This is a genomic window from Mesobacillus sp. (assembly GCF_049588175.1).
GTDB lineage: Bacteria > Bacillota > Bacilli > Bacillales > Cytobacillaceae > Mesobacillus.
Map to the genome: position 1 here is coordinate 1 of NZ_JBAVFI010000109.1, position 22,063 is coordinate 22,063.

The 22,063-nt window shown below is 41.0% G+C and carries 26 protein-coding genes; 10 read left to right on the top strand and 16 right to left on the bottom strand.

Features of this window, described 5'->3' with window-relative positions; translation table 11 throughout:
• Nucleotides 1–400 precede the first annotated feature (400 nt).
• From hemY to hemE, 3 genes are all read right to left on the bottom strand, one after another.
• The gene (hemY, locus tag WB217_RS02290) at nt 401–1,822 is read right to left on the bottom strand and encodes a protoporphyrinogen oxidase (protein WP_423990316.1); all 1,422 of its coding nucleotides are present in this window, start codon (nt 1,820–1,822) and stop codon (nt 401–403) included.
• A 34-nt stretch (nt 1,823–1,856) separates the two neighbouring features.
• Entirely contained in the window at nt 1,857–2,795 is a 939-nt protein-coding gene (gene hemH, locus WB217_RS02295; RefSeq protein ID WP_423990267.1) for a ferrochelatase, read from the bottom strand.
• Nucleotides 2,796–2,885: 90 nt separating this feature from the next.
• Nucleotides 2,886–3,932 (bottom strand): uroporphyrinogen decarboxylase, encoded by a 1,047-nt coding sequence (gene hemE / locus WB217_RS02300; protein WP_423990268.1) that lies wholly within the window; start codon nt 3,930–3,932, stop codon nt 2,886–2,888.
• 397 nt (nt 3,933–4,329) lie between these two features.
• On the opposite strand from hemE, the gene WB217_RS02305 reads away from it, so the two are divergent.
• Nucleotides 4,330–4,836 (top strand): antibiotic biosynthesis monooxygenase family protein, encoded by a 507-nt coding sequence (locus WB217_RS02305; protein ID WP_423990270.1) that lies wholly within the window; start codon nt 4,330–4,332, stop codon nt 4,834–4,836.
• Between the two features lie 271 nt (nt 4,837–5,107).
• Here WB217_RS02305 and WB217_RS02310 read toward each other — a convergent pair whose 3' ends face one another.
• The 3 genes from WB217_RS02310 to liaF are packed head-to-tail and all read right to left on the bottom strand — an operon-like array spanning nt 5,108 to nt 7,600.
• Complete coding sequence (locus tag WB217_RS02310) at nt 5,108–5,749, bottom strand: response regulator (RefSeq protein ID WP_423990272.1); 642 nt, start codon at nt 5,747–5,749, stop codon at nt 5,108–5,110.
• Nucleotides 5,749–6,792 (bottom strand): histidine kinase, encoded by a 1,044-nt coding sequence (locus WB217_RS02315; RefSeq protein WP_423990274.1) that lies wholly within the window; start codon nt 6,790–6,792, stop codon nt 5,749–5,751. The genes WB217_RS02310 and WB217_RS02315 overlap by 1 nt, the downstream gene beginning before the upstream one ends.
• Nucleotides 6,793–6,802: 10 nt before the next feature.
• Complete coding sequence (liaF, locus tag WB217_RS02320) at nt 6,803–7,600, bottom strand: cell wall-active antibiotics response protein LiaF (protein ID WP_423990276.1); 798 nt, start codon at nt 7,598–7,600, stop codon at nt 6,803–6,805.
• A 342-nt stretch (nt 7,601–7,942) separates the two neighbouring features.
• Between liaF and WB217_RS02325 the strand changes: the two genes are divergently transcribed.
• Together WB217_RS02325 and WB217_RS02330 are read left to right on the top strand one after the other, a co-directional pair.
• A complete protein-coding gene (locus WB217_RS02325; protein WP_423990278.1) occupies nt 7,943–9,334 on the top strand; it encodes a hypothetical protein in 1,392 nt (463 codons plus the stop codon).
• A 199-nt stretch (nt 9,335–9,533) separates the two neighbouring features.
• Complete coding sequence (locus tag WB217_RS02330; RefSeq protein WP_423990318.1) at nt 9,534–10,697, top strand: M20 family metallopeptidase; 1,164 nt, start codon at nt 9,534–9,536, stop codon at nt 10,695–10,697.
• Between the two features lie 19 nt (nt 10,698–10,716).
• On the opposite strand, the gene WB217_RS02335 is transcribed toward WB217_RS02330, so the two are convergent.
• From WB217_RS02335 to WB217_RS02345, 3 genes are all read right to left on the bottom strand, one after another.
• Complete coding sequence (locus WB217_RS02335) at nt 10,717–11,439, bottom strand: EcsC family protein (protein ID WP_423990280.1); 723 nt, start codon at nt 11,437–11,439, stop codon at nt 10,717–10,719.
• Nucleotides 11,440–11,602: 163 nt separating this feature from the next.
• The gene (locus WB217_RS02340; protein WP_423990282.1) at nt 11,603–12,817 is read right to left on the bottom strand and encodes an ABC transporter permease; all 1,215 of its coding nucleotides are present in this window, start codon (nt 12,815–12,817) and stop codon (nt 11,603–11,605) included.
• Nucleotides 12,810–13,550, bottom strand: a complete 741-nt coding sequence (locus tag WB217_RS02345; protein WP_423990284.1) for an ABC transporter ATP-binding protein — start codon at nt 13,548–13,550, stop codon at nt 12,810–12,812. Before WB217_RS02345 ends, WB217_RS02340 begins: the two co-directional genes overlap by 8 nt.
• A 666-nt stretch (nt 13,551–14,216) precedes the next feature.
• Between WB217_RS02345 and WB217_RS02350 the strand changes: the two genes are divergently transcribed.
• From WB217_RS02350 to WB217_RS02360, 3 genes are all read left to right on the top strand, one after another.
• Nucleotides 14,217–14,636 carry an HIT family protein gene (locus WB217_RS02350; protein ID WP_423990286.1) on the top strand — a complete coding sequence of 140 codons (420 nt, stop codon included), beginning with the start codon at nt 14,217–14,219 and terminating at the stop codon, nt 14,634–14,636.
• Nucleotides 14,637–14,855: 219 nt separating this feature from the next.
• On the top strand, nt 14,856–15,938 hold the full coding sequence (gene serC, locus WB217_RS02355; RefSeq protein ID WP_423990288.1) for a 3-phosphoserine/phosphohydroxythreonine transaminase: 1,083 nt from the start codon (nt 14,856–14,858) through the stop codon (nt 15,936–15,938).
• 194 nt (nt 15,939–16,132) lie between these two features.
• On the top strand, nt 16,133–16,651 hold the full coding sequence (locus WB217_RS02360; protein ID WP_423990290.1) for a tryptophan transporter: 519 nt from the start codon (nt 16,133–16,135) through the stop codon (nt 16,649–16,651).
• Between the two features lie 164 nt (nt 16,652–16,815).
• On the opposite strand, the gene WB217_RS02365 is transcribed toward WB217_RS02360, so the two are convergent.
• Nucleotides 16,816–17,007 (bottom strand): hypothetical protein, encoded by a 192-nt coding sequence (locus WB217_RS02365; RefSeq protein ID WP_423990292.1) that lies wholly within the window; start codon nt 17,005–17,007, stop codon nt 16,816–16,818.
• A gap of 184 nt (nt 17,008–17,191) precedes the next feature.
• Between WB217_RS02365 and WB217_RS02370 the strand changes: the two genes are divergently transcribed.
• A complete protein-coding gene (locus tag WB217_RS02370) occupies nt 17,192–17,557 on the top strand; it encodes a YtxH domain-containing protein (protein WP_423990294.1) in 366 nt (121 codons plus the stop codon).
• A 243-nt stretch (nt 17,558–17,800) separates the two neighbouring features.
• Nucleotides 17,801–18,376, top strand: a complete 576-nt coding sequence (locus tag WB217_RS02375) for an HTH-type transcriptional regulator Hpr (RefSeq protein ID WP_423990296.1) — start codon at nt 17,801–17,803, stop codon at nt 18,374–18,376.
• Here WB217_RS02375 and WB217_RS02380 read toward each other — a convergent pair.
• Nucleotides 18,373–18,714: a DUF1878 family protein gene (locus WB217_RS02380; RefSeq protein WP_423990298.1), complete on the bottom strand. Its 342-nt coding sequence runs from the start codon at nt 18,712–18,714 to the stop codon at nt 18,373–18,375. The two genes, WB217_RS02375 and WB217_RS02380, sit on opposite strands and share 4 nt — an antisense overlap.
• A 184-nt stretch (nt 18,715–18,898) precedes the next feature.
• Between WB217_RS02380 and WB217_RS02385 the strand changes: the two genes are divergently transcribed.
• A complete protein-coding gene (locus tag WB217_RS02385; RefSeq protein WP_423990300.1) occupies nt 18,899–19,087 on the top strand; it encodes a hypothetical protein in 189 nt (62 codons plus the stop codon).
• A 102-nt stretch (nt 19,088–19,189) separates the two neighbouring features.
• On the opposite strand, the gene WB217_RS02390 is transcribed toward WB217_RS02385, so the two are convergent.
• The 3 genes from WB217_RS02390 to WB217_RS02400 form a co-directional block, all read right to left on the bottom strand.
• Nucleotides 19,190–19,282 (bottom strand): YjcZ family sporulation protein, encoded by a 93-nt coding sequence (locus WB217_RS02390; RefSeq protein ID WP_423990302.1) that lies wholly within the window; start codon nt 19,280–19,282, stop codon nt 19,190–19,192.
• A gap of 83 nt (nt 19,283–19,365) precedes the next feature.
• Complete coding sequence (locus tag WB217_RS02395; RefSeq protein ID WP_423990320.1) at nt 19,366–19,452, bottom strand: YjcZ family sporulation protein; 87 nt, start codon at nt 19,450–19,452, stop codon at nt 19,366–19,368.
• Between the two features lie 92 nt (nt 19,453–19,544).
• Nucleotides 19,545–19,625 carry a YjcZ family sporulation protein gene (locus tag WB217_RS02400; protein WP_207499173.1) on the bottom strand — a complete coding sequence of 27 codons (81 nt, stop codon included), beginning with the start codon at nt 19,623–19,625 and terminating at the stop codon, nt 19,545–19,547.
• A gap of 195 nt (nt 19,626–19,820) precedes the next feature.
• On the opposite strand from WB217_RS02400, the gene WB217_RS02405 reads away from it, so the two are divergent.
• Nucleotides 19,821–20,696: a peptidylprolyl isomerase gene (locus tag WB217_RS02405; protein ID WP_423990304.1), complete on the top strand. Its 876-nt coding sequence runs from the start codon at nt 19,821–19,823 to the stop codon at nt 20,694–20,696.
• 70 nt (nt 20,697–20,766) lie between these two features.
• Here WB217_RS02405 and WB217_RS02410 read toward each other — a convergent pair whose 3' ends face one another.
• Entirely contained in the window at nt 20,767–20,949 is a 183-nt protein-coding gene (locus WB217_RS02410) for a sporulation YhaL family protein (RefSeq protein ID WP_335430110.1), read from the bottom strand.
• Between the two features lie 154 nt (nt 20,950–21,103).
• Nucleotides 21,104–22,048, bottom strand: coding sequence for a 3'-5' exoribonuclease YhaM (gene yhaM / locus WB217_RS02415; RefSeq protein WP_423990306.1), 945 nt, complete (start codon nt 22,046–22,048; stop codon nt 21,104–21,106).
• Between the last annotated feature and the right edge of the window lie 15 nt (nt 22,049–22,063).

The following is a 22,063-nucleotide window of genomic DNA, read 5'->3' on the forward strand; positions in this document are numbered from 1 at the left end:
GGTAAAAGCGTGCGCCAATAAGGCCTCTTGGGTACCTAAATAGTATAAAAAATGGTAAAAGTGGTCACAATAAGGCCTCTTGGGCACCTAAATAGTATAAAAAATGGTAAAAGCGGGCGCCAATAAGGCCTCTTGAGTACCTAAATAGTATAAAAAATGGTAAAAGCGGTCACCAATAAGGCCTCTTGGGTACCTGAAGTACAAAAAATGGTAAAAGCTGAAACCAACAAGACCTTCTTGGGTACCTAAATGAACAAAAATCGTAAAAAGAATAGGCATAAGAAGCGCTCCGAGAACCATTCAATCCACTTTTTACATACGAATGCTCATGAACAGCCTTAAAGAATAATTGCACAATATTTACGAAAAAAGCCTAAAAGAAAAAACCCTAAAAGGGTTTTTAAGATCCGAGTGTTAAAAATTTTAGTATTCTTTCTATAGCTGCTTCCCCCTGGTCAATGCAATCAGGAAGCCCAACACCTTCATAGGAGCTGCCTCCTATAAAAACACCTGGAAGCTCATTTGCTAGATCGCTTTTCAGCTTTTCTACTCTTTCCTTGTGCCCAACTGTATATTGCGGCATCGCTTCTTTCCAGCGGGAAACGACGGCAAAATCAGGTTGTGCCTGAATGTCCATGGTTTTGTTCAAATCCTCAAGGGCAATCTTGATGATTTCATCATCGGAAAGTTCAACGACTGCTTCGTCTCCCGGCCTCCCGACATAAAGTCGGAGCAAGACTTTTCCTTCTGGCGTCGTATGCGGCCACTTTTTATGTGTCCAAGTACAAGCCGTAATCGTGTAATCACTGTTCCGCGAAACAACAAACCCAGTCCCATCGATGTCTTCTTTTATGACACTTTCCGGGAAAGCCATTGCGACAGTGGCAACAGATGTTGAAGGAATATCACGAAACGGTTCAAAAATATGATCATGATCAGAAAACATATGCAGGGCCGCTTCGTGCGGAGCAGAAACAAGGATGCTGTCAGCATCGAGTGTTTCGCCGCTGCTCAATCTCAAACGATAGCCATTATTCTGCTGCTTGCTGACTTTATCAACCCTGATGCCCTTTAATACTGAATCTGGTTCAAGTTTCGCTTCAATTGCGTCCACGAAGGATTGCAGCCCTGTTTTTACCGTCAGGAACATCCCTTTTTTCTTTGCCTGTCCGTCTCCAGAATGCTTCTTTTTCGGAGCAGGAGTAGTTTTCTTTGTACCAAGAATCAAACTGCCGTATTTTTGCTCCACTTGGTAAAACTGAGGGAATGTTGATAAAAGACTCATATTGTCAATATCTCCTGCGTAAATACCTGAAAGCAAAGGCTCAATCAAATTTTCTACCACTTCATCACCAAGCCTGCGCCGGAAAAACTCGCCTAATGACTGGTCGCCTTTGACCTTGGAAGGTGACATAAAAAAGTCTCCCGCTGCCCTGAACTTTCCAGGCCATGAAAATAAGCCCGTCGTAATGAAAGGAGCGATTTGAGTTGGGATCCCCATAACAGCGCCGCCAGGCATAGGGTGAAGCTTGTCCTTTACCAAAACATAGGATTTCCCTGTACTATTGTTGACCAGCTGATCGCCAAGCCCAACTTCGCGAACAAGACGCCCTGCACTTTCCTTCCTTTCAAGAAAAGAATCAGGGCCCCTTTCAATGACAAAGCCATCTTTAACATAGGTCTGCATTTTCCCGCCGACCCGGTGGGAGGCTTCGACTAACTTTACATCAAGAGGAAGCTGGCTTTCCCGGGCATACTTTTGCAAATAATACGCTGCGGTCAAACCAGTTATGCCGCCTCCGACAATTACGACTTTTTTCATTTCTGTCACGGTAAATCGCCTTCTTTTTATAGTTTTAGCGTGAAGTAGACAGCTTCTTTAAAATCACATCTGCCATCGCGTCAATAAATTCAGGCTCTGCGTTCGGCATTGGAGGCCTGTAATAGCTTGCTCCGATTTCGTCCGTGACTTTTTTACATTCATAATCGTTGTCATACAGGACTTCCAGATGGTCGGATACAAATCCAGCAGGCACATAAACAAATGCTTTATAATCATGTGCTTCGAATAGGTCACGGGTTAGATCCTGCACATCGGGCCCAAGCCAAGGTTCAGGAGTATTTCCTGCACTCTGCCAGCCTACCTCATAGTTCTTAACATTTGCATTTTGGGCAATCATGTCTGCAGTCTTTTGCAGCTGATCCGGGTATGGATCGCCCATCTGGAGGATTTTCTCCGGTAGACTGTGGGCAGACACGATTAAAACAGCCTTTTCTCTTTCGTCAGAAGGCATGTTAGAGAATGTTTTTGCAACACGGTCAGACCAGTATTTTATGAATTTAGGCTCATCATACCAGCTCTCCACTGATACGATTTCAGGTCCGCCCAGATTCGCAGCTTCTTCCTTCGCTCGTCCGTTGTAAGATTTCACGCTGAATGTTGAGAAGTGCGGAGCCAACACGATGCTTACAGCCTCTTCTATGCCATCTTCATGCATTTGCTTGACTGCATCCTCGATAAAAGGCTCGATGTGCTTTAGTCCAAGATACATTTTAAATTCAATCTCATCCTGAATACTGTTTAAATGCTGCTCGAGCTTCTCACCCTGCTCAATCGTAATTTTCGCAAGAGGTGAAATGCCGCCGATTGCCTCATAACGTTGCCTTAAATCCTCGAGCATTTCTGGAGAAGGCGTCCTGCCGTGGCGAATATGTGTATAGTATCGTTCAATATCTTCTTCTTTATAGGGTGTTCCATATGCCATAACTAGCAAACCCATCTTTTTCTTTGTCATGATCGCACCTCTTTTTACAGTCTCTAAGCTTTTATTCTGCCAAAAACAAGACTATTTTACCAATTGTAATGCTCTGCAGTAGACATGAGCCTATCTGCTAAGCTTTGAGGCAGAATACTCATGTACAAAAGCGGTCAATTTTTTCAATGTCTCTGGGTTCACTGAAGGGAAAACCCCATGTCCAAGGTTGAAAATATAGCCAGGCTGTGCCATTCCTTGATCAAGGATTGCTTTTGCTTTTTCTTCAATTACTTCCCATGGAGCAAGCAGAATTGCAGGATCAAGATTTCCCATGACTGTTTTCTGGATTCCAAGCTCACGGGCTTCGCTAATTTGCAAACGCCAATCAAGCCCTACAACATCTAGCGGAAGGTCGTTCCACTCCAAAGCGAGATGACTTGCACCTACACCAAACATGATAAGAGGTACATTTTCTTCCTTTAAAGAAGAGAAAATCCTGTTCATTACTGGTTTGATAAATGTACGGTAATCTTGGACGTTCAGCGCACCTACCCACGAATCAAAGATCTGGATTGCTTTTACACCAGCTTTGACTTGGGATTTCACATATGTAATCACCATGTCTCCAAGCTTGTCCATTAGAGCGAACCAAGCTTCAGGCTGTGCGTACATGAAAGCTTTTGTCTTGTTATAATTCTTCGAAGGACCGCCTTCAATCATATAGCTTGCTAAGGTAAACGGAGCTCCTGAGAATCCAATCAAAGGTACAGACAATTGTTCCTGTGTTAGCAGTTTGATTGTGTCGAGAACATAAGGAATATCCGATTCAGGATTGATGTGACCTAGCTTTTCAACATCTGCAAGTGATTTGACCGGATTAGAAATAACTGGGCCAATTCCTGTTTTAATTTCTACATCTACACCCATCGCAGGAAGAGGTGTCATGATATCCTTATAAAGGATTGCCGCGTCCACGCCATATTGTTCAACTGGCAGCCTTGTAACATAAGCACAAAGCTCAGGCTGGTGTGTAATTTCAAATAGTGAATACTTTTCCTTGATTGCTCTATATTCAGGCTGTGATCTTCCAGCCTGCCTCATATACCAGACAGGAACATAATCTGTTTGCTCTCCTCTGGCTGCTTTTAGAAATGTATCGTTGATTGTTTTGCTCATTTGGGGAAATCCACCTTTCAGTAGTGTCTGTCTTCCATTGTAATATAAATAGATTAAAATAAAAAACACCATTTTTTCGCTATATACACTATATCCTTTTTATTAACCATTTTCATAGAAGACGCTCGAAAATGTCGAAAAATTGACGAATTTTATTCTTTTAGGTTATAAATATGTTGGCTTTTTTATATTTGGCTGTTGATTTTAAGCACCTGTTGACTGGATCTCCGGGAACTCGCTTACCGGACGACCCGCGGGGTAAGTGAGTGCCTAGAGCGGAAATCAACAGTCCAGGTTAATAGAGTTAAATTTAAAAAAGCATTCATGATTAGGTTTAGTTCCTTCAAATTAGTATAATTACAGTATTGAATGTATTTTATTAATGAGGTGAAAAAAGATGAACGTGTATATTACTTCTGGCACAGCAGATTATCTGATGAAATTTAAAGAGCAACATCCTGAAGAGACTCTTGTTTTAATGAACAATAATGAATCAGCAATCCTTGTCCACGAGACAAATGGAGCAAGCTTGTTCAATGAGCCAAGAAAATATGAAGTGATTGATTCCGCAGGATCACTTGACCAGCCTGGTTTTTCAGTTTTCAACAATATACCGGTTACAGATGAAGGACGCCCTCTTTTTGAGAACCGCTTTTTAAACAGGCCGAGGCTAATAGAGAATGAACCAGGTTTTAAAGCCATTCGTGTCCTTCGCCCACTGTCATCCAATACTTATATTGTTTTGACTGTATGGGAAAATGAAGGAGCATTCGAAAATTGGCAGAAATCAAAGGCATATGATCATGCTCACAAAAACCGCGGAACAGAAGCTGGTATCGATAACGCAAAACCGCACATTTTCGAGAGCGCTTCGTATGTTTCGAAGTATTATATTGGAGAATAAGAAAAGCGCAAGCGCCTTGTAAAAGGAACGGCGACTAACTGCGCCACGTCCTGTGGCAACGTCGGCACTAGAACATCGTGTCCGTCGGAGGGCTGACCGGTGAAGTAGTTCTTTGACTTCATTGACAGGACCGAAGCTTCTCGAGGAGTTAGGAGCCGCAGCTAGACAAGCGACTCGAGGGGCTAGGCGCTGGAGCTGGACATTTCTCGAAGTGAATTTTATATTTTCTTATCCTTTAAAAAATGGGAGGCGTAAGTGCGCCTCCCATTTTTTATGGATTTTTTACTACCCCATTTCTATTCGCATATACAGCAGCCTGTGTTCTGTCTGAAATCCCTAGTTTGCCTAGTATATTTGAGACATGAGTCTTTACGGTTTTGACACCTATATAGAGTTCTTCGCTGATCTGCTGGTTTGTCATCCCTTCTCCAATACATTTCAGGACATCAAGCTCGCGTTCTGTCAGATCACTGTGAGGTTTCCTATCCTGCGTTCTGAGCCTGTTCATCATCCGGTTCGCTACCTTGGGCTCAATTACAGGTTCACCTTTTGCCGCTTTCTCAATCGCGTTGATAATTTCAGAAGCCGTGGCTGTTTTTAGCATGTAACTGAAAGCTCCAGCCTCGATGGCCGGAAAGACCTGTTCATCGTCATAAAAGCTTGTGATGATGATGACTTTGCATTCAGGGCAAAAGCTTAAGATTTCCCTGGTCGCATCGATTCCAGTGCCACTTTCCATTAAGAGATCCATTAATACTACATCCGGCTTTGTTTCTTTTACAAGTGCTACGGCTTTTTTGCCGCTGTCTGCTTCACCGACAATCTCAATTTCCGGTTCTGTGGCTAAATAGGATATTATGCCTTTGCGCACCATCTCATGATCATCCACTACAGCAACTCTTATTTTCTTCACTACTCTTCCCTCCTCATAGCCGGTATCCGAATATCAATATATGTTCCTTCTTTTTCTTTTGACCTGATGTTATATGTACCGCCGATTTGTTCACATCGTTCTCGCATAGTCTTTAACCCATAAGATGCCATCCGTTCGTTATGGATATTAAACCCTTTCCCATTGTCGCCAATGAATAAGTGAATATAGCTATCTTCTTCTGACAGCACCAATTTTACCTTCGAGGCATCCGCATGCCTAAGAATGTTAGAAAGACCTTCCTGCACAATCCGAAAAATATGCTCTTCCCCAGCTTTAGATAGATTTTCAATTTCATCGACGCTTGCCTCGAAATTAAGGTTTGTTTTTTGCTTAAGCTCCTGAATCAACTTGACAATGCCATCGCAAAGGCTCTCGCCACTCAATTGGACTGGTCTCAAATGGAGTAGCAAAGCTCGCATCTCTCCCTGAGCTTTAACCGCAATCTCTGATATTTGCTCCAATTGCTGCTTTGCCTTCTCCGGGTTTTGTTCAAATAATCGCAGTGAGGCTGAAGACATCATACTTAGAGCAAATAGCTGCTGGCTTACAACATCATGAAGATCTCTTGCAAGGCGCTGTCTTTCTTCCATGATCGCAGCCGTCCTTGCAGTTTGTGAAAGCTCTGTTTTTTCCTCGGCAAGCCTCTGCAGAGATTGAACCTGTTCTTGAAAATGTTCTGATAACTGATTAAGCTCCTCGGAGATTAATCCTATTTCATCCTTTTCATAGGTTATGATTCTTTCACTGAATTTCCCTCTGCGAAGTGTGGTAACAAATAATAAGATATCTCCAAGCCGCCCTTTGATTAAATAGCTTCCTCTTAGTCCAAAGTACAGACCCGCAGAAGCCAATACAATAAAACAATAAAGCCACAGCAAAAAAGTCATTTTGGTTGTCAGTCCGCTATGTGGTTCTATATATAAGTAGATTTGCAGTCCTATAAAAAGAACGAGTGAAGAGATGAAAGCCATCATTAAAAACGTCTGTATAAACCAAAACCGAATGCTGGACATTTGCTTCATATTCTTCCCCCTAAACCCGGTCAATTCGAATCGAACCCACCTTGAGCTCTACGGTTATATTCAATTTTCTTACAGCATCATCATAGTTGTCAGATTTATATGTGAAGGTATGCTTGATTTGATCTGGTGCATAATCGAAAACTTTTAATTCTCCTACGCTCACTGCAGCATTGATCATCACAGGAACATCTTCCGGAATGATCATTTTCACATCGCCGATCCAGCCCTTCACTTTGACTGGTGTTTCCTTTTCCGGTATGAATCCTTTGCTGAAATCGATGAAATAATCCCCAACCATATTGAACAAATCAATTGGCTCGACTGCCCAATTTTGCTTCTTGAAAGTTACATCCCCCACCGAGATTCCCCTTATTCTCTTTAAAGAGGCGGAATCATGATACCCTGCAGTATCTTCGCCTTCCTTTTCTAAAGGAAAATCTGTATTAAAGCTGACTTTCATTTTGTTCTTATTAAAAAGCATACTAATGCCAAAATAGGTCAGCAATACCGGCCATAGCTTCCAAACATCAAGAAATTGGAATGCTAGCACACCTAAACGATCCAGTATCAGCAGCGCAGAAAAAATAAGGATAAATGAGCTCCAGGCATAATGGCGTTTTTTATGCATGAAAGAATTTATTAATTCCACACATCCGTACACAAATAAAACAAAAGGATAGGATACGACAAATAGCTCTTTTATTTCCAAGGAAATGACACCAATATTAACCAATAAAAGAATAATTCCTAGGCCAGATAATAAAACGGCAAACGCCACCTGATTCATTGAACGATTTCGCAATTGCATTCCCTTCTTTCTTCCTATCCTATTCTCTTATTCTTTTTCGAAGGAAAAAATCCCTCTTTTTGGCGGCCTGTTAAAATAGACTGCTGATTTCCGCACCAATCAACAGGTGCTGAAAATCAACAATGACCTTTAACATAGTCTTATTTTAAAGGATGAACGGCTGTTTTTCGCCCCGCCTGAGACAGTGTTGTCCTCCGTCTAGAGACTGAAAAAAATAATATCCCATCCTCCTCACAACTTTAATTGTTCATCATATCCTGTAGTACTCAATTAGGGAATTTGCCTATTAAGAAGAAAAGAGAGGCAGATTCAATTACTTATACTGGGGAGGAGAATGGTTCTATGGCTTTAGAGTTAACGGCTCTTCATTGGATATATGTTTTATTTATTTTCTTGATCATCGGATTCATGGTCATGAAAAGGGATACATCATTCATATCCATCATCGGCATTTTTTTATTAGCCGTCGTTGCGACAGGATCCTTAAGTGGATCGGTCAGCAGTATTTTCAATAGCTTCATATATGCGATAACCGAGCTATTGCCCACTATTCTTGTCATTTCAATTATTGTTGCCATGAGCCGCACATTGACGGTGACAGGAATAAACGATGCGATGATTTCACCTTTTGCCAAGCTGATCCGGACACCGGCACTTGCTTATTGGACGATTGGTATTTTAATGATGGTGATTTCCTGGTTTTTCTGGCCTTCACCCGCTGTTGCGTTGATGGGTGCGGTCCTTTTGCCAGTAGCAGTCAGGGTTGGTCTTCCAGCACTCGGTGTAGCCGTTGCAATGAACCTATTCGGCCACGGCATTGCGCTCTCGGGGGATTTCGTCATCCAGGCTGCGCCTAAATTGACTGCCGATGCAGCTGGCATTCCGGTTAGCTCTGTCGTGCAAGCAAGTATCCCGCTCGTTATTGTTATGGGTGTGGTTACAACCATTACAGCTTTCTATTTCTTAAAAAGAGATATGAAGAGCGGCAAACTCAAGAGTGGGGAAGCAACAGAATCGGAGATTGTAAAAACAAGTGACCCGAATCTGCTATCTGCTGGCGCCAAAAAGTTTTTCGCAATACTTATTCCAATACTGTTTGCTGCAGATGTAGCAGCTATGTCTATCCTTGACCTTCAAGGAGGTGACGCAACAGCACTTATTGGCGGCACGTCCATTTTCATCCTGCTGCTCATTTCGCTTGCAGCCCACAAAAACAATGGCCTTGAAAAAACCACTAGTTATCTTATTGAGGGATTCCAGTTTGGCTTCAAGGTTTTTGGACCCGTCATCCCGATTGCTGCATTCTTCTATCTTGGTGATTCCGGATTCACCAAAATCATTGGAGAATTTCTCCCTAAAACTTCGCAAGGTATTGTTAATGATCTTGGGGTTGCTTTAGCTCACATAGTTCCATTGAACGCCGAAGTAGGAGCAGTTACACTAACTGCTGTTGGAGCCATCACAGGACTTGATGGATCTGGTTTTTCAGGGATTTCACTCGCCGGATCTGTTGCATCCATTTTCTCGACTGCAATAGGTGCAGGAGCTGCGACTTTGACAGCTCTAGGCCAGATTGCTGCCATTTGGGTTGGCGGCGGCACACTCGTTCCATGGGCCCTGATTCCTGCAGCCGCTATTTGCGGGGTCGATCCATTTGAATTAGCCAGAAGGAACCTGATCCCGGTTACCATTGGCCTAATTGTCACCACCATTTTTGCGATGTTCCTCATTTAAAACACTGGAGTCACATGACTCTGTTTATATATGAAGCTTCCAATCTGGAAGCTTCTTTTGGCTGAACGAGAGAATGGCTTTATATTATGATTATATAAATGCTATAATTATTTAAATTATCAAATTACTTTTTCGCGAAGAGGAGAGGGATCAAGTGCAGGATCAGTTATTTAACCAAATTGAGAATTTATATCCTGAAATGGTGGAAATCCGCCGCTTTATGCACCAGCATCCTGAATTGTCTTTTCAGGAAGTGAACACAGCAAACTATATTCAATCTTACTACGAAAAACTAGGCGTTGAAGTACGCGGAAATGTCGGAGGCAATGGAGTCGTTGCTAAAATTCATGGCTCAAAGCCCGGGAAAACTGTAGCACTAAGAGCTGACTTTGATGCATTGCCAATTCAAGACGAAAAGGATGTCCCATACAAGTCACTGGTTCCAGGTGTGATGCATGCATGCGGCCATGATGGACATACGGCCGCCTTATTGGTGCTAGCCAAGGTTCTGCACGAGTCCAGGGAAAACCTGCATGGTACATATGTAATGATTCATCAGCATGCTGAGGAATATGCTCCTGGAGGGGCTATTTCAATGATTGAGGATGGCTGCCTGGAAGGTGTAGATGTTATATTTGGTACACATTTATGGGCTACCGAAACGACTGGAACAATTCAATACCGAATTGGGCCGATCATGGCTGCAGCTGACCGATTTGAAATCGCGATCCAGGGCAAAGGCGGACATGGTGCCCAGCCGCATAAAACGAAAGATGCCATTCTTGCAGGTTCTCAACTGGTGACGAATCTTCAGCAAATCGTGAGCAGACGAGTAAATCCTGTTGATTCTGCAGTCGTAAGCGTGGGCTCCTTCATGGCTGACAATGCTTTTAACGTGATTGCCGATAAAGCAAAGTTAATTGGTACAGTAAGAAGTTTTAATGAAAGAACGAGAGAATTCATCGCGACTGAAATAGAAAAAATTATCAACGGAACGTGCCTCGCAATGGACTGTTCCTATGATTACGTCTTCCACAGAGGTTACCCTCCCGTTGTAAACCATGCTGCGGAAACTGAATTCCTGATTGATTGTGCTTCAAAGGTGCCTGAGGTGAAGAAAATAGAAGAAACAGAACCGCAAATGGGCGGCGAGGACTTTGCCTATTATTTACAGCATGTGAAGGGCACCTTCTTCTTCACCGGAGCAAAACCGCAAACAGATGAGGCCTACCCTCATCATCATCCAATGTTTGATTTTGATGAAAAAGCTATGGTGATTGCAGCGAAGACATTATGCTCTGCTGCCCTTCACTATCAATCATATGAAAAGGCTCGCCAGGAAAAGCATGAAACCTTGGCATAAATGTAAACACCCCTGCAGGTTAATTCTGCGGGGGTGTTTTTAATATCCTCAATCGATATGCATTCATCGCGGTTTCACCTAGTTGATCGAGAAGATTATAATTGGCATAGGCACCTACTACAGCCCCGATGCCAGGCATCATTTGCAGCATTTTTACGAAATCAATATAATCTCTGTACTCTTGCTGGAACTCCTGCCAATCGATTTCCACCAGCTGGACTTTCTTTTCCTCCCAGTTTTCAATCATTTCGAGTGTTTCCTTCCGTTTTTCATCACTTGAGAAGGCTAGCTGGAAGACATAGAGAATGAACAGCCTTTCTTCATATTTTGATGGATCAAAGCCATATATAGATGCCGCATCAAATAAAAATTTCATTTTTATCGATAGAAGCAGCGGGAAGTCCGCCATTCCTAGCAAAAAGCCTCCAGCACCCGTACCTGCCCCTTCAACAGCAGCCGTTTTCCGAAATCCAGCCAGTTTTTTCTGTAGAAGCCCATCCTTTTCTGCCAGTGTCAGCCCTGCACCCTGTTGTTTTTTAGTCGTAAAGTTTGAGCCAGCAAGCGTCGCTTTAACCATATTTTTAATGCTCTCTGTGAGAATGTGATGGACTTTTTCGGGAATTAGCTGGTTGACTTTGGTCTGTGCTTTCTTTGAAGCACGTGCTAAAAATCCTGAGCGTTTATTAAATTTCCTTTTCCACTCGAGCACATCTTCGTACACCTTCAGCTCATATTCATTCAACGTTTTTCACCCCTTGTTGTTTCTACGCCTGAAACAATAATTAGTTTCAAAAAAAATCCATTTCATAAGTGCAGATGCATGAATGAAATGGATTTTGAATTAGTATTTTATCGCATATTACTCATTAAAATTTTACAGAAATTTATAAAATGAACCATACACGCTAAGCCTTAAGCAGCTTACTTTGAATGTAGACATAAGCAAAGAATACTGAAAAAGCAATACCAGCAGCCAATATTAAAGCTCCAAACAGCCATTCACCTTTCAACAGAACAATTCCTGCAAAAACGGCAGATTGAAAAATCATGATCTTCATCAACAAACTGGTATATGATTTTTTTCTAGCTGCTTCCGGTACTGGATACAAATTAATCCATAGCTTATTTTGATGATGACCCCATAATGGCAGAAGCTGAAAGCCTGTTAAGTATAGGAATAGGGTGGCAATTAATATTTGACCCGGTCCGTATGTGAAAAAGTAAAGTGCCGCCCCGCCAATCGCAGTCAGCCGAACGAGCAAACCAAAATAATCCCCAGCCCTTACAAAGGTCCTTAAATAAAGATGGCTGAAGGTCAAGTCCTGTCGATATGGATTTGTCTTGAACAACCAGTCTAGCCATCTACGTCTTTTGGTACGGTCCCTCAGTTTAGGGACATCGGTAAATAAATTCGCAATACGGTAAAAGGAATTCATCCGTCTCTCTTCATCTTCTATCAGCTGTTCCCACTTCAGACCCTTGTTGTTAGTCTGTTTTTTGTAATAAACATAAAGCAGAAGCAGCATAATGGCAGGAATGGCGGCAAAAATCAGCTGGGCACCCGAAAAGATGAAGTACAAGAGAACAGCATTGATACAGAAGCGTACCAGGCTATCAGCGATTTTCACGCTTGTCTCAATATTATATTGAACTCTCCAGCGAATCAGTAAATTGATCCATTTTAGAAGTACAAGTGCGACTAGCAGAATGAAAAAGGATTTGAAATCAGCTCCATGAACCTTCACATGCAGCGGCATGAGTACTGCCAGAACAATCAGCAATAGATATGACTGTAAACTAAGGCTAAAGCCGATCGATTTTTTAAAATAATCCGCAAGCCGGGTTTCTAGCGGCAGCAAGAAAATTTTATCTGCCTCTGTTAAAAATGTCTGGATTGGACTGTAAGTGAGCACGCCAGCAAGCACAAGTGCCATGATCCAAGCTGCCGGAAAGTCTGGCCCGAGCGACTTAATCCACTCTTGATAATAAAAGGCTGCCGATCCCATCAGAAACAGAAGGACCACTACAAGGTGTCCATTAAAAATATACCGTAGATAACTTCCCGTTTCTTTTGTGAAGGAGCTAAAGCGTTCCTTCCATAAGGTCTGCGGATTAAACATAGTCTTCTTCCTTAGTCAGCTGGATATACAAGTCGTCCAATGTGGCACCAGGCATGGAAAATTGGCCGCGCAGCTCATCGAGTGTTCCCAATGCCCTAACCTCTCCATTATGGAGAATGACAAAACGGTCACAATATCTTTCGGCAGTTGCCAGAATGTGGGTGGACATCAAAATGCCTGCACCGCTTTCCTTCATTTGATTCATTAAATCAAGTAAAGACTGAATTCCGAGCGGGTCGAGGCCTACAAAAGGTTCATCAACAATATAAAGAGATGGCTGAACAAGGAATGCGCACATGATCATCACCTTTTGTTTCATGCCTTTTGAGAAATGAGCAGGAAACCATTTAAGCCTCTTGCTCATTCTGAATTCCTTTAAAAGTGCTTCGATTCGTTGTTTGTATACTTTTTCCTCAAGACCGTATGCCATAGCTGTCATTTTAAGATGTTCTTCTAAAGTTAACTCATCGTAAAGAATCGGCGTTTCTGGTACAAACGTGAATTGTCTTCTGTATTCTTCCCGATTTTCAATGAAGGTTTTTCCATTTATCTTAATGTCTCCCTGGTGAGGCTCCATAAGACCAATAACATGTTTTATCGTAGTACTTTTTCCAGCACCATTAAGTCCGATCAATCCGACAATTTCGTTTGGATTCACCTTAAAGCTTACATTTTTTAAAACCGGATTCCGTGTATATCCCCCGGTTACCTGATTGATTTCCAATAATGACATCGCAAACGCCCTTCCAATCGTATTTCCTGTACATTTATATTAACAAATCCAAAAGGTTTAGGAAAACCTGCAACATTTCTTAAAACTTTTTTTGTATATTCCCTGTTTATCCGGGCATCATAATCTTTGAAGGGGCAACAAGTAATCAATCGAAATGAGGTGTCTGTAAAAGACATATTGTTCGATTTATAAAACACACTGATTTCAACGTTCAAATAAGGGGATGGTTGCATTGCGCTACGTAAATGTTAACCCAGCCGTTCAGTAACATCACTCCACATTTTGAAATGAGGTGTGTGTCGCAGATCACTTCTCCGCTTTATAAGTTGTGAAACCTATTAAAGCAGACAGGGGATGGTCCGATTGAACCAGGTATCGAATAACCCATCATTTATCTAAATTCAAATGAATTTAAAATGAGGTGTTTATCAAAGGTATGCCTGCTGAGAACGTAAATGAACAGTAGTTAGTTCCCCTTCAGGGACAGGATTCCATGCGGATCCTGTCCTTCTTATTTCTTTAAATTCATTGGCAAAACATGATAAAATATCAGAAACATGACCGAAAACTTGAGAACCTTGATAAGCCGCTTGCTCGTTTGGAATAAAATAAGTGGCTAAGTGCTCGAGCTTGGAATCCGTTTATTATGTAGGAAGGGTGAATTGGATGAGTGATTGTATTTTTTGCAAAATTATCAATGGAGAAATTCCTTCGGCAAAGGTATATGAGGATGAAAATGTACTCGCCTTCCTTGATATCAGTCAAGTAACAAAGGGACATACGCTAGTCATTCCTAAAGTACATAAAGAAAACGTATTTGACTTAACAGATGAAATTGCTGCAAATGTATTCTCTGCCGTACCCAAAGTAGCAAACGCCATCAAAGCTGCTTATGATCCAATCGGATTGAATGTACTGCAAAACAATGGTGAAGCTGCGGGCCAATCTGTCTTTCACTTCCACATGCATTTGATTCCACGCTATGGAAAAGGCGATGGTTTTGGGGCTGTCTGGAAGACTCACCAGGAAGACTACACGTCTGACGATTACAAGAAAATCGCTGCTGAAATCAACAGCAAAATCTAAACTTCCGCTTTGCGGAAGTTTTTTTTTGTAGTACTCGTGTTGCTCATTTCCCCTCAGCAGCTAGCCAATTTCTTGTTGCATTAGCCTCCAAAAACATCAGTAACATATTTTATTTTAATTTTTCTGAAAACATTAGAAATCCGAATCTATTTCTGGTAGCATGAGTATAACTTTAACTCTTTAGTGAGGTACCGTATTTTAATTTTTGGGGGGATTAAGTTGAAACGAGCATTTAACTTTAATGCTGGACCTGCAGCATTGCCTGAAGCTGTATTGGCTAAAGCAGAAAAAGAGATGATGAATTACCAAGGAAGCGGCATGGCAGTCATGGAATTAAGCCACCGCAGCAAAGAATTTGAAGAGATCAATGACCGCACTAAAAAATTGCTTAGCAAGCTTTTAGACATTCCTGCTGAATATGAAATCCTTTTTTTACAGGGAGGTGCCAGCCTGCAGTTTTCCATGATTCCTATGAACCTTCTTGAAAGCGGAAGTACGGCGGACTATGTCCTTACGGGAACATGGTCAGAAAAAGCTTTGGAAGAAGCACTGAAAATTGGAAAAGCTGAAGTGGCAGCCTCTTCAAAGGAAAACAGCTACAAATCAATCCCCAATATGAACGAAATCAACTTAAAAGACGATGCTGCTTATTTGCACATTACTACGAACAATACAATCTTTGGAACACAGTGGCATTCCATTCCTGACGGTTTGTCAGTACCGCTTATCGCGGATATGTCCAGTGATATCCTAAGCAGGCCACTGACTATTTCTTCCTATGGGCTGATTTATGCAGGAGCTCAGAAAAATCTTGGTCCCTCCGGTGTCACCGTTGTCATTATCCATAAAGAACTGCTGAAGCGTTCAAGCAAAAGCCTGCCTTCGATGCTAAATTATCAGGTCCACGCTGCTTCAAAGTCACTTTACAACACTCCGCCTACTTTATCGGTTTACTTCCTGATGCTAGTCCTTGAATGGGTGGAATCTTTAGGAGGAGTGACCGAGCTTGAAAAGCTGAACAAGAAGAAAGCTGGACTATTATACGATGCCATAGATAATAGTGCTGGATTTTATCAAGGGCATGCTGAAAAAGACAGCCGTTCTCTTATGAATGTCACGTTCACTTTAGAAAACGACGATTTAACTGCTTCCTTTCTGCATGAAGCGGCTGAAACAGGATTTATTGGCTTGGCCGGACACCGGTCTGTAGGCGGCTTCCGTGCATCGATTTATAATGCTGTCCCATTCGAACATGTAGAAAAATTAGCAAACTTCATGAAAAGCTTCAGACAAAGAAATTAGCAAATCGACAGTTTATGCCACATTAACGCATTACCTCACCGGGGGTCTGACCCCCAGCGCTTTAAAGGGGTAAATAACTTTTTTCTTTACTGTATTTGCTTATGTGTTATAATTGTAACAAGCTTTTTGCTGCAGGCACGAGAGCACTGCAGGAGAAGTACTAGTTAGCTAGAATAGCAGAGGAGAGATGAGAATTGAATACGAAGAATCTTGTAGCATTGTCACTTTTAGTGGGGATGGGGGCAGTTTTGCACGCGGTTGTGCCTGGTTTTTTCCTCGGAATGAAGCCGGATATGATGCTCACCATGATGTTCCTGGGAATTATCTTATTTCCTGACAAGAAGAGTGTTTTATTAGTTGGAGCTGTGACTGGACTTATTTCTGGATTGACAACTACTTTCCCTGGGGGCATGGTTCCAAACATTATCGATAAACCTGTAACAGCGTTTGTCTTTTTCGGAATCCTGCTGTTGATGAAACGTTATCAATCTTCTATTTATACTGTAGCTGCCTTAACAGCTGTAGGTACCATTGTATCAGGAATCGTTTTCCTTGGTTCAGCCTACTTTCTAGTTGGACTTCCTGGACCATTCACCGCATTATTTGCAGCGGTAGTGCTTCCAGCAGCAGCATTCAATACAGTATTCATGGCAATCCTTTATCCAGTTGCCACAAGCATTTTCAAGAGAGCTAAACTTGCAGAAGTAAATTAATATGAAAAGCCCCTGTTCCCTATAGAACAGGGGCTTTATTTATTTACCGTTATCAGAAGGCAGTTTTAGCATAAATTATTTATTAAGATACCTTCCCCATTGCTTTACGATAATGGTTCTTCAACGAAGAATTCAATACAAATGAAAAAGCACAGATTAACGATCTAGTGGAATGAATAAAAGATAATCCCTATCAGTAAAAAGATTGTCCCTCCTCCTGCAAGTGAACCAGCTTTCTTTCGAAGGACCACCTTTGGAGGATACATTCCTGGTTTATTTAAAGCAAGGAGATTATGGACTGCCCCGGCAAACATCGCAAAGCTGACGAGAAATAACACGCTTATAAAAATTCCCATTCCCCCCTCTCCTTTCTCTGAACAGCATTCCCTTAATTATCTTTATGCCTGTTAATTTAAGACTATGAGGCACAAAACGGTTTAATTGATGAATATTAGGAAATTAAATAAACAAGAAGAGAAGAAAAAAGGAATCTCCCTCCTTTTGAAGAACATATACAGAAAGAATGAAGAGGTGGAATAAATGAATACAAAATCGTTATTAATGGGAATCTTGGTTGGAGGAGTTGCAGCCGGAGTAGCTACCCTTCTTACAGCCCCAAATCCCGGATATCAAACAAGGGGAATCCTTAAGGCTAACAAAGATGAATTTATCGGCTCAATTAAAGATGTGAAGGAAGCCGCTCTTGAGTTAAAGAATTCAGTCGCCTTCGCATCGAAGGAAGGAAAATCTGTTATCCAATCCTTCGTTACAGATGTAAAAACTGCTATCTATAAATGGCAGCTTCATACCGAATCTAATAAAAATGAGCTTCAGAAAGATATCAAGGAGCTTGAAGAAACAATCAAGGAACTTGAAACAGAACTAGCTGCTTCAAATCCAAAATAAATCCTGAAAATCCTTCCCAATTTATTATTTTTTACAACTGGGAAGGATTTTCCTTTTCCATACAGAAAGATATATTATGCAAATGGCGTTTTTATTATGACAAATAAAAAATTCCCCTAAAACAACCCGCCTTTAGATGGAATTTAACAAATTCAAAAAATTTTGTAAATTTATATCTTTATTAATTTTTGTTTTATTGGCATAATGAAAATAGAAAGAATAATAAAGTAGGTGAATTTGAGAATGGCAGATAAAAACTATTCAATGAAAGAAGCAATGATGTTTAGCCAGAGAGTTGCACAGTTAAGCAAAGCGCTTTGGAAATCGGTTGAGAAAGATTGGCAGCAATGGATCAAACCATTCGACCTGAATATTAATGAGCACCATATATTATGGATTGCTTATCACTTGAATGGAGCATCAATTTCAGATGTTGCAAAATTCGGGGTCATGCATGTTTCTACAGCCTTCAATTTCTCGAAAAAGCTTGAGGAGCGGGGATACTTAAAGTTCTCAAAGAAGGAAAGCGACAAGAGGAATACTTACATTCAACTAACAGAACAGGGAGAAGCTATTTTACTGGCCTTAATGGAAAACTATGATCCAGATAAAAACGCTGTCTTTTCAGGCGCAATGCCTTTGAAAGAGCTCTACGGGAAATTTCCGGATATCATTGAAATCATGGCAATTGTCCGAAATATCTACGGAGATGATTTTATGGAAATCTTCGAAAAGTCTTTTTCAAATATAGACAGCAAATTCACCGATGCAGACGGCACTCTAAAGAAAATAGATCCAGCCGAAAAGGAGTACGCTTAATTTTCAATATACTTTCTTAACTCCGTCATAAGAGGAAGGAATAACCCCTGTGACTCACAAGCTTTGATTACTTCCTCTGGCTGCAGTTTCGGCTGGACAACAGTTGAAAACTTCTTATAAAGCGGATGAAAATACATAAAACCCTCCGCTTTTTGTTCTTCCATGTGCATGCTCATTTTCTCACAAGTCTCAAGAATACTTGCTACTTCCTGCTGGGTTAACCCCCTTTCAATAATCAGTGAATAAAAATGTTCATTTGAGCCTTTTACCATTTTCAAAAGCAATTTTTGATGAAATTCGAGCATATTAATCTTTTCTATTATTTTTCCATAATCCATTTTGTCTTCCCCTTCAATCCTCTTTTAACATTATACTACCCGAGTGCACCTGCTGCTGCAATTACAAGAAGGCGATTTGAGGGAATTTGAATTTGCTAAATCAAGCATGATAAAAAACTATCTTTTTCTTAAAATATTTGTTATTGTATTTAAGATAAAAAGATTGATAAGGAGGGATTCTTCGATGATCTCCATTTTATTCGTGTTTGTTCTTTTTGCTTTTCTCATCCTTTTCTTTATTAATAAACTAACCGACTCCCTCTGTATCCAAAAGGAAATTCCAGAAGACAAACATGCTAAAATTTTCAGGACGATCAATATTTTAGTTACAATCTTGCTAATTTCTTCTTTTATTGAAGTTTTGTATGCGTGACAACATAAATTAAGCGGTGAGGCTGCCCTCACCGCTTTTTATTTTAGGCTGGGATTCGTTACCGAGTGCCAGCCCACATTATGTTATAAGATTGCATCAAGCTTACAGCCAAGAGCAACCGATGATAATCAAAAGAATGAACAAGACAACAACTAGTGCGAAGCCGCTGCCAAAGTTACTGTGTCCTCCTGACATAGGGATTCCTCCTTCCTCCTTACAAACCTGGGGTAAAAACTTAGCTTTTCAAAATATGAGGGTCGACTCTCCCCCGTATTCTGTTAGCAAAAACAAGCCGCACCCACAATGATTAACAGAATGAATAACACGACAATTAATGCGAAACCGCTACCGTGACCTGCACCCATATTAACACCTCCTTCCAAAGTGTCTAGAATATCTTATTCACGAAGTTCATTTCCGCTTAGGCAGTAATCCCGCTTTTTAAGCATTTTGTTGATTAACAGAAAGAAGCACCTACGATAATCAGCAAAATGAACAAGACAACGATTAATGCAAATCCCGAATTACACTGGCCCATAATAAATTACCTCCTTTATTTCTCTTCCCTACATCCTATGCACAAGCGCGGAGATGGTCTGGATGTTTGCCCATCTTGCTGGACGCATTACAAAAAATCTGGGAGATATTTTTTGTAGAAAAATGAAATTATGTTATAGTAGAATTTGTGATTAAGAAAAACGCACTAGAAATTTCTGTTTAGGAGTTGTTCACCATGAAAAAATTGTTACTTTCCCTCACGGTTGCAGCCGGAGTAATTGGATTAAGCGCATGCAGCGGCGATAATGACAGTTCTTCTGAAGTACTCGTTGAAACAAAAGCTGGAAATATTACAAAAGATGAGCTTTATGAATCAATGAAGGATAAGTACGGAGAGCAGGCACTACAGGAGTTGTTGTTCCAAAAAGTCCTGGCTAAGAACTATAAAGTCACTGACAAAGAGGTAGACGCAAAGGTTGCTGAGTTGAAAAAAGAGCTTGGAGACAACTTTGAATTAGTTCTTCAGCAGAATCAGCTTAAAGATGAGAATGAATTAAAGAAAGTCCTTAAAGACCAAATGCTTATGGAGAAAGCTGCACTTAAAGATGTAAAAGTTTCTGAAGAAGATGTAAAAAAGAGTTATGAAAACTACAAACCTGAAATCAAAGCAAGCCACATATTAGTTAAAGATGAAAAGACTGCACAGGAAGTAAAGAAAAAGCTTGATGGCGGAGCGAAGTTTGAAGATCTTGCTAAAGAATATTCCCAAGATCCTGGTTCTGCTGCTAACGGCGGTGACCTTGGATTCTTCGGTCCTGGAAAAATGGACCCTGCATTCGAAGAAGCAGCTTACAAACTTGAAGCTGGCAAAATCAGCGAACCTGTAAAATCACAATTTGGCTTCCACATTATCAAAGTAACAGAGAAGAAAGAAAAAGAATCGTACGATAAAATGAAGGACAAATTGGAAAATGATCTTAAGCTTGCACAAGTAGACGCTAATAAAATCCAAGAAGTCATGAAGCGTGAACTCAAAGCTGCTGATGTTGAAATTAAGGACAAGGACCTTAAAGGCGCTGCTGAATTCCCAGAAGCACCAACTCAGCAATAACGTAAAGCCAGATCGTCATATTTGTTTAATTAAAAAGAAGGCTGGCTCCAAATATGGAGCCAGCCTTCTTTTATGCTTCAAGCGAATTTTCTCGCTGTTCTCTTTCTTGTTCAAGCCTCTTCATATAAAGCTCGCCTTCACGTTCAATGCTTTCCAATTCTATTTCCCTTTCTTCCTTCCCTGTTTTCACCGCCATAAAAGCACTGAATACAATACCTGCTGCGACCGCTATTACCCAGATTGGAATTGACATTTTTATACCCTCCATTGTTTACAGGTTGTCCAAATTGACTCTTACTGTATAAATATGTATCAGGTTAATAAATATGCCAATTCAAGAAAAAATTTAAACGATCTGATATATCCTACAAAAAAAGCCATTCCAATGGAAGGCTCTTTTGGTTTGCTTATTTATGGAACACTGGCTTGTAAAATGAACGATTATCGAGTGCGAATACTCTTTCTGAAAATTCTCCAGGCTTTACTCGTGCAAGTGCACGGTCAAGCATGTTCATTTTTGCATCCAGGTTATCAATATAATGCAGAATTTCTGCTTCTTTGATCAGCGGTGGCTTCGGGCTTCCCCACTCGGCTTTGCCGTGATGGGATAAAACCATATGCTGAAGGATCACAACTTCTTCTCCAGCAATTCCTAACTCGTCAGCGGCTTTGCCTATCTCATTGACCATGATGGAAATATGCCCAAGCAGATTTCCTTCCACAGTATAAGTTGTTGATATCGGCCCCGAAAGCTCGAAAACTTTTCCAAGATCATGAAGGATGACTCCAGCATATAAAAGATCTTGATCAAGACTTGGATACAGGGACGCTATCGATTTAGCCAGATCAAGCATAGAGACTACATGGTAAGCAAGACCCGAAACGAATTCATGGTGGTTTTTAGTAGCAGCAGGGTATTCCATGAATGCTTGATGATGCTTTTTTAATAAATGTCTTGTGATGCGCTGGATATTGGGATTTTTCATGTCAAAAATATATTGTGTAAGCTTACTGGACATTTCATCCTGGCTGATAGGGGCTGTTTCAAGAAAATCAGAAAGTTTAACCGAGTCAGCTGCAGAAGCAGGCCGGATTTGCCTTATTTTCAATTGGTTACGGCCTCGGTAATTCTGGATATCCCCTAATACTTTCACTATATTTTCGGCGGCGTAGATGCCTTCATCTCCTTCGGACACATCCCAAAGCTTTGCTTCGATCTCCCCGCTCTGATCCTGCAGGATGAGTGTCAAAAAGGGTTTTCCATTGCTGGCAATTCCCTTTGATGAATGCTTTATGAGCAAAAACAACTCTACTTGGTCACCTGTTTCATGATTTAAAATACCTTTATTCATCTCTAACCGACCTCT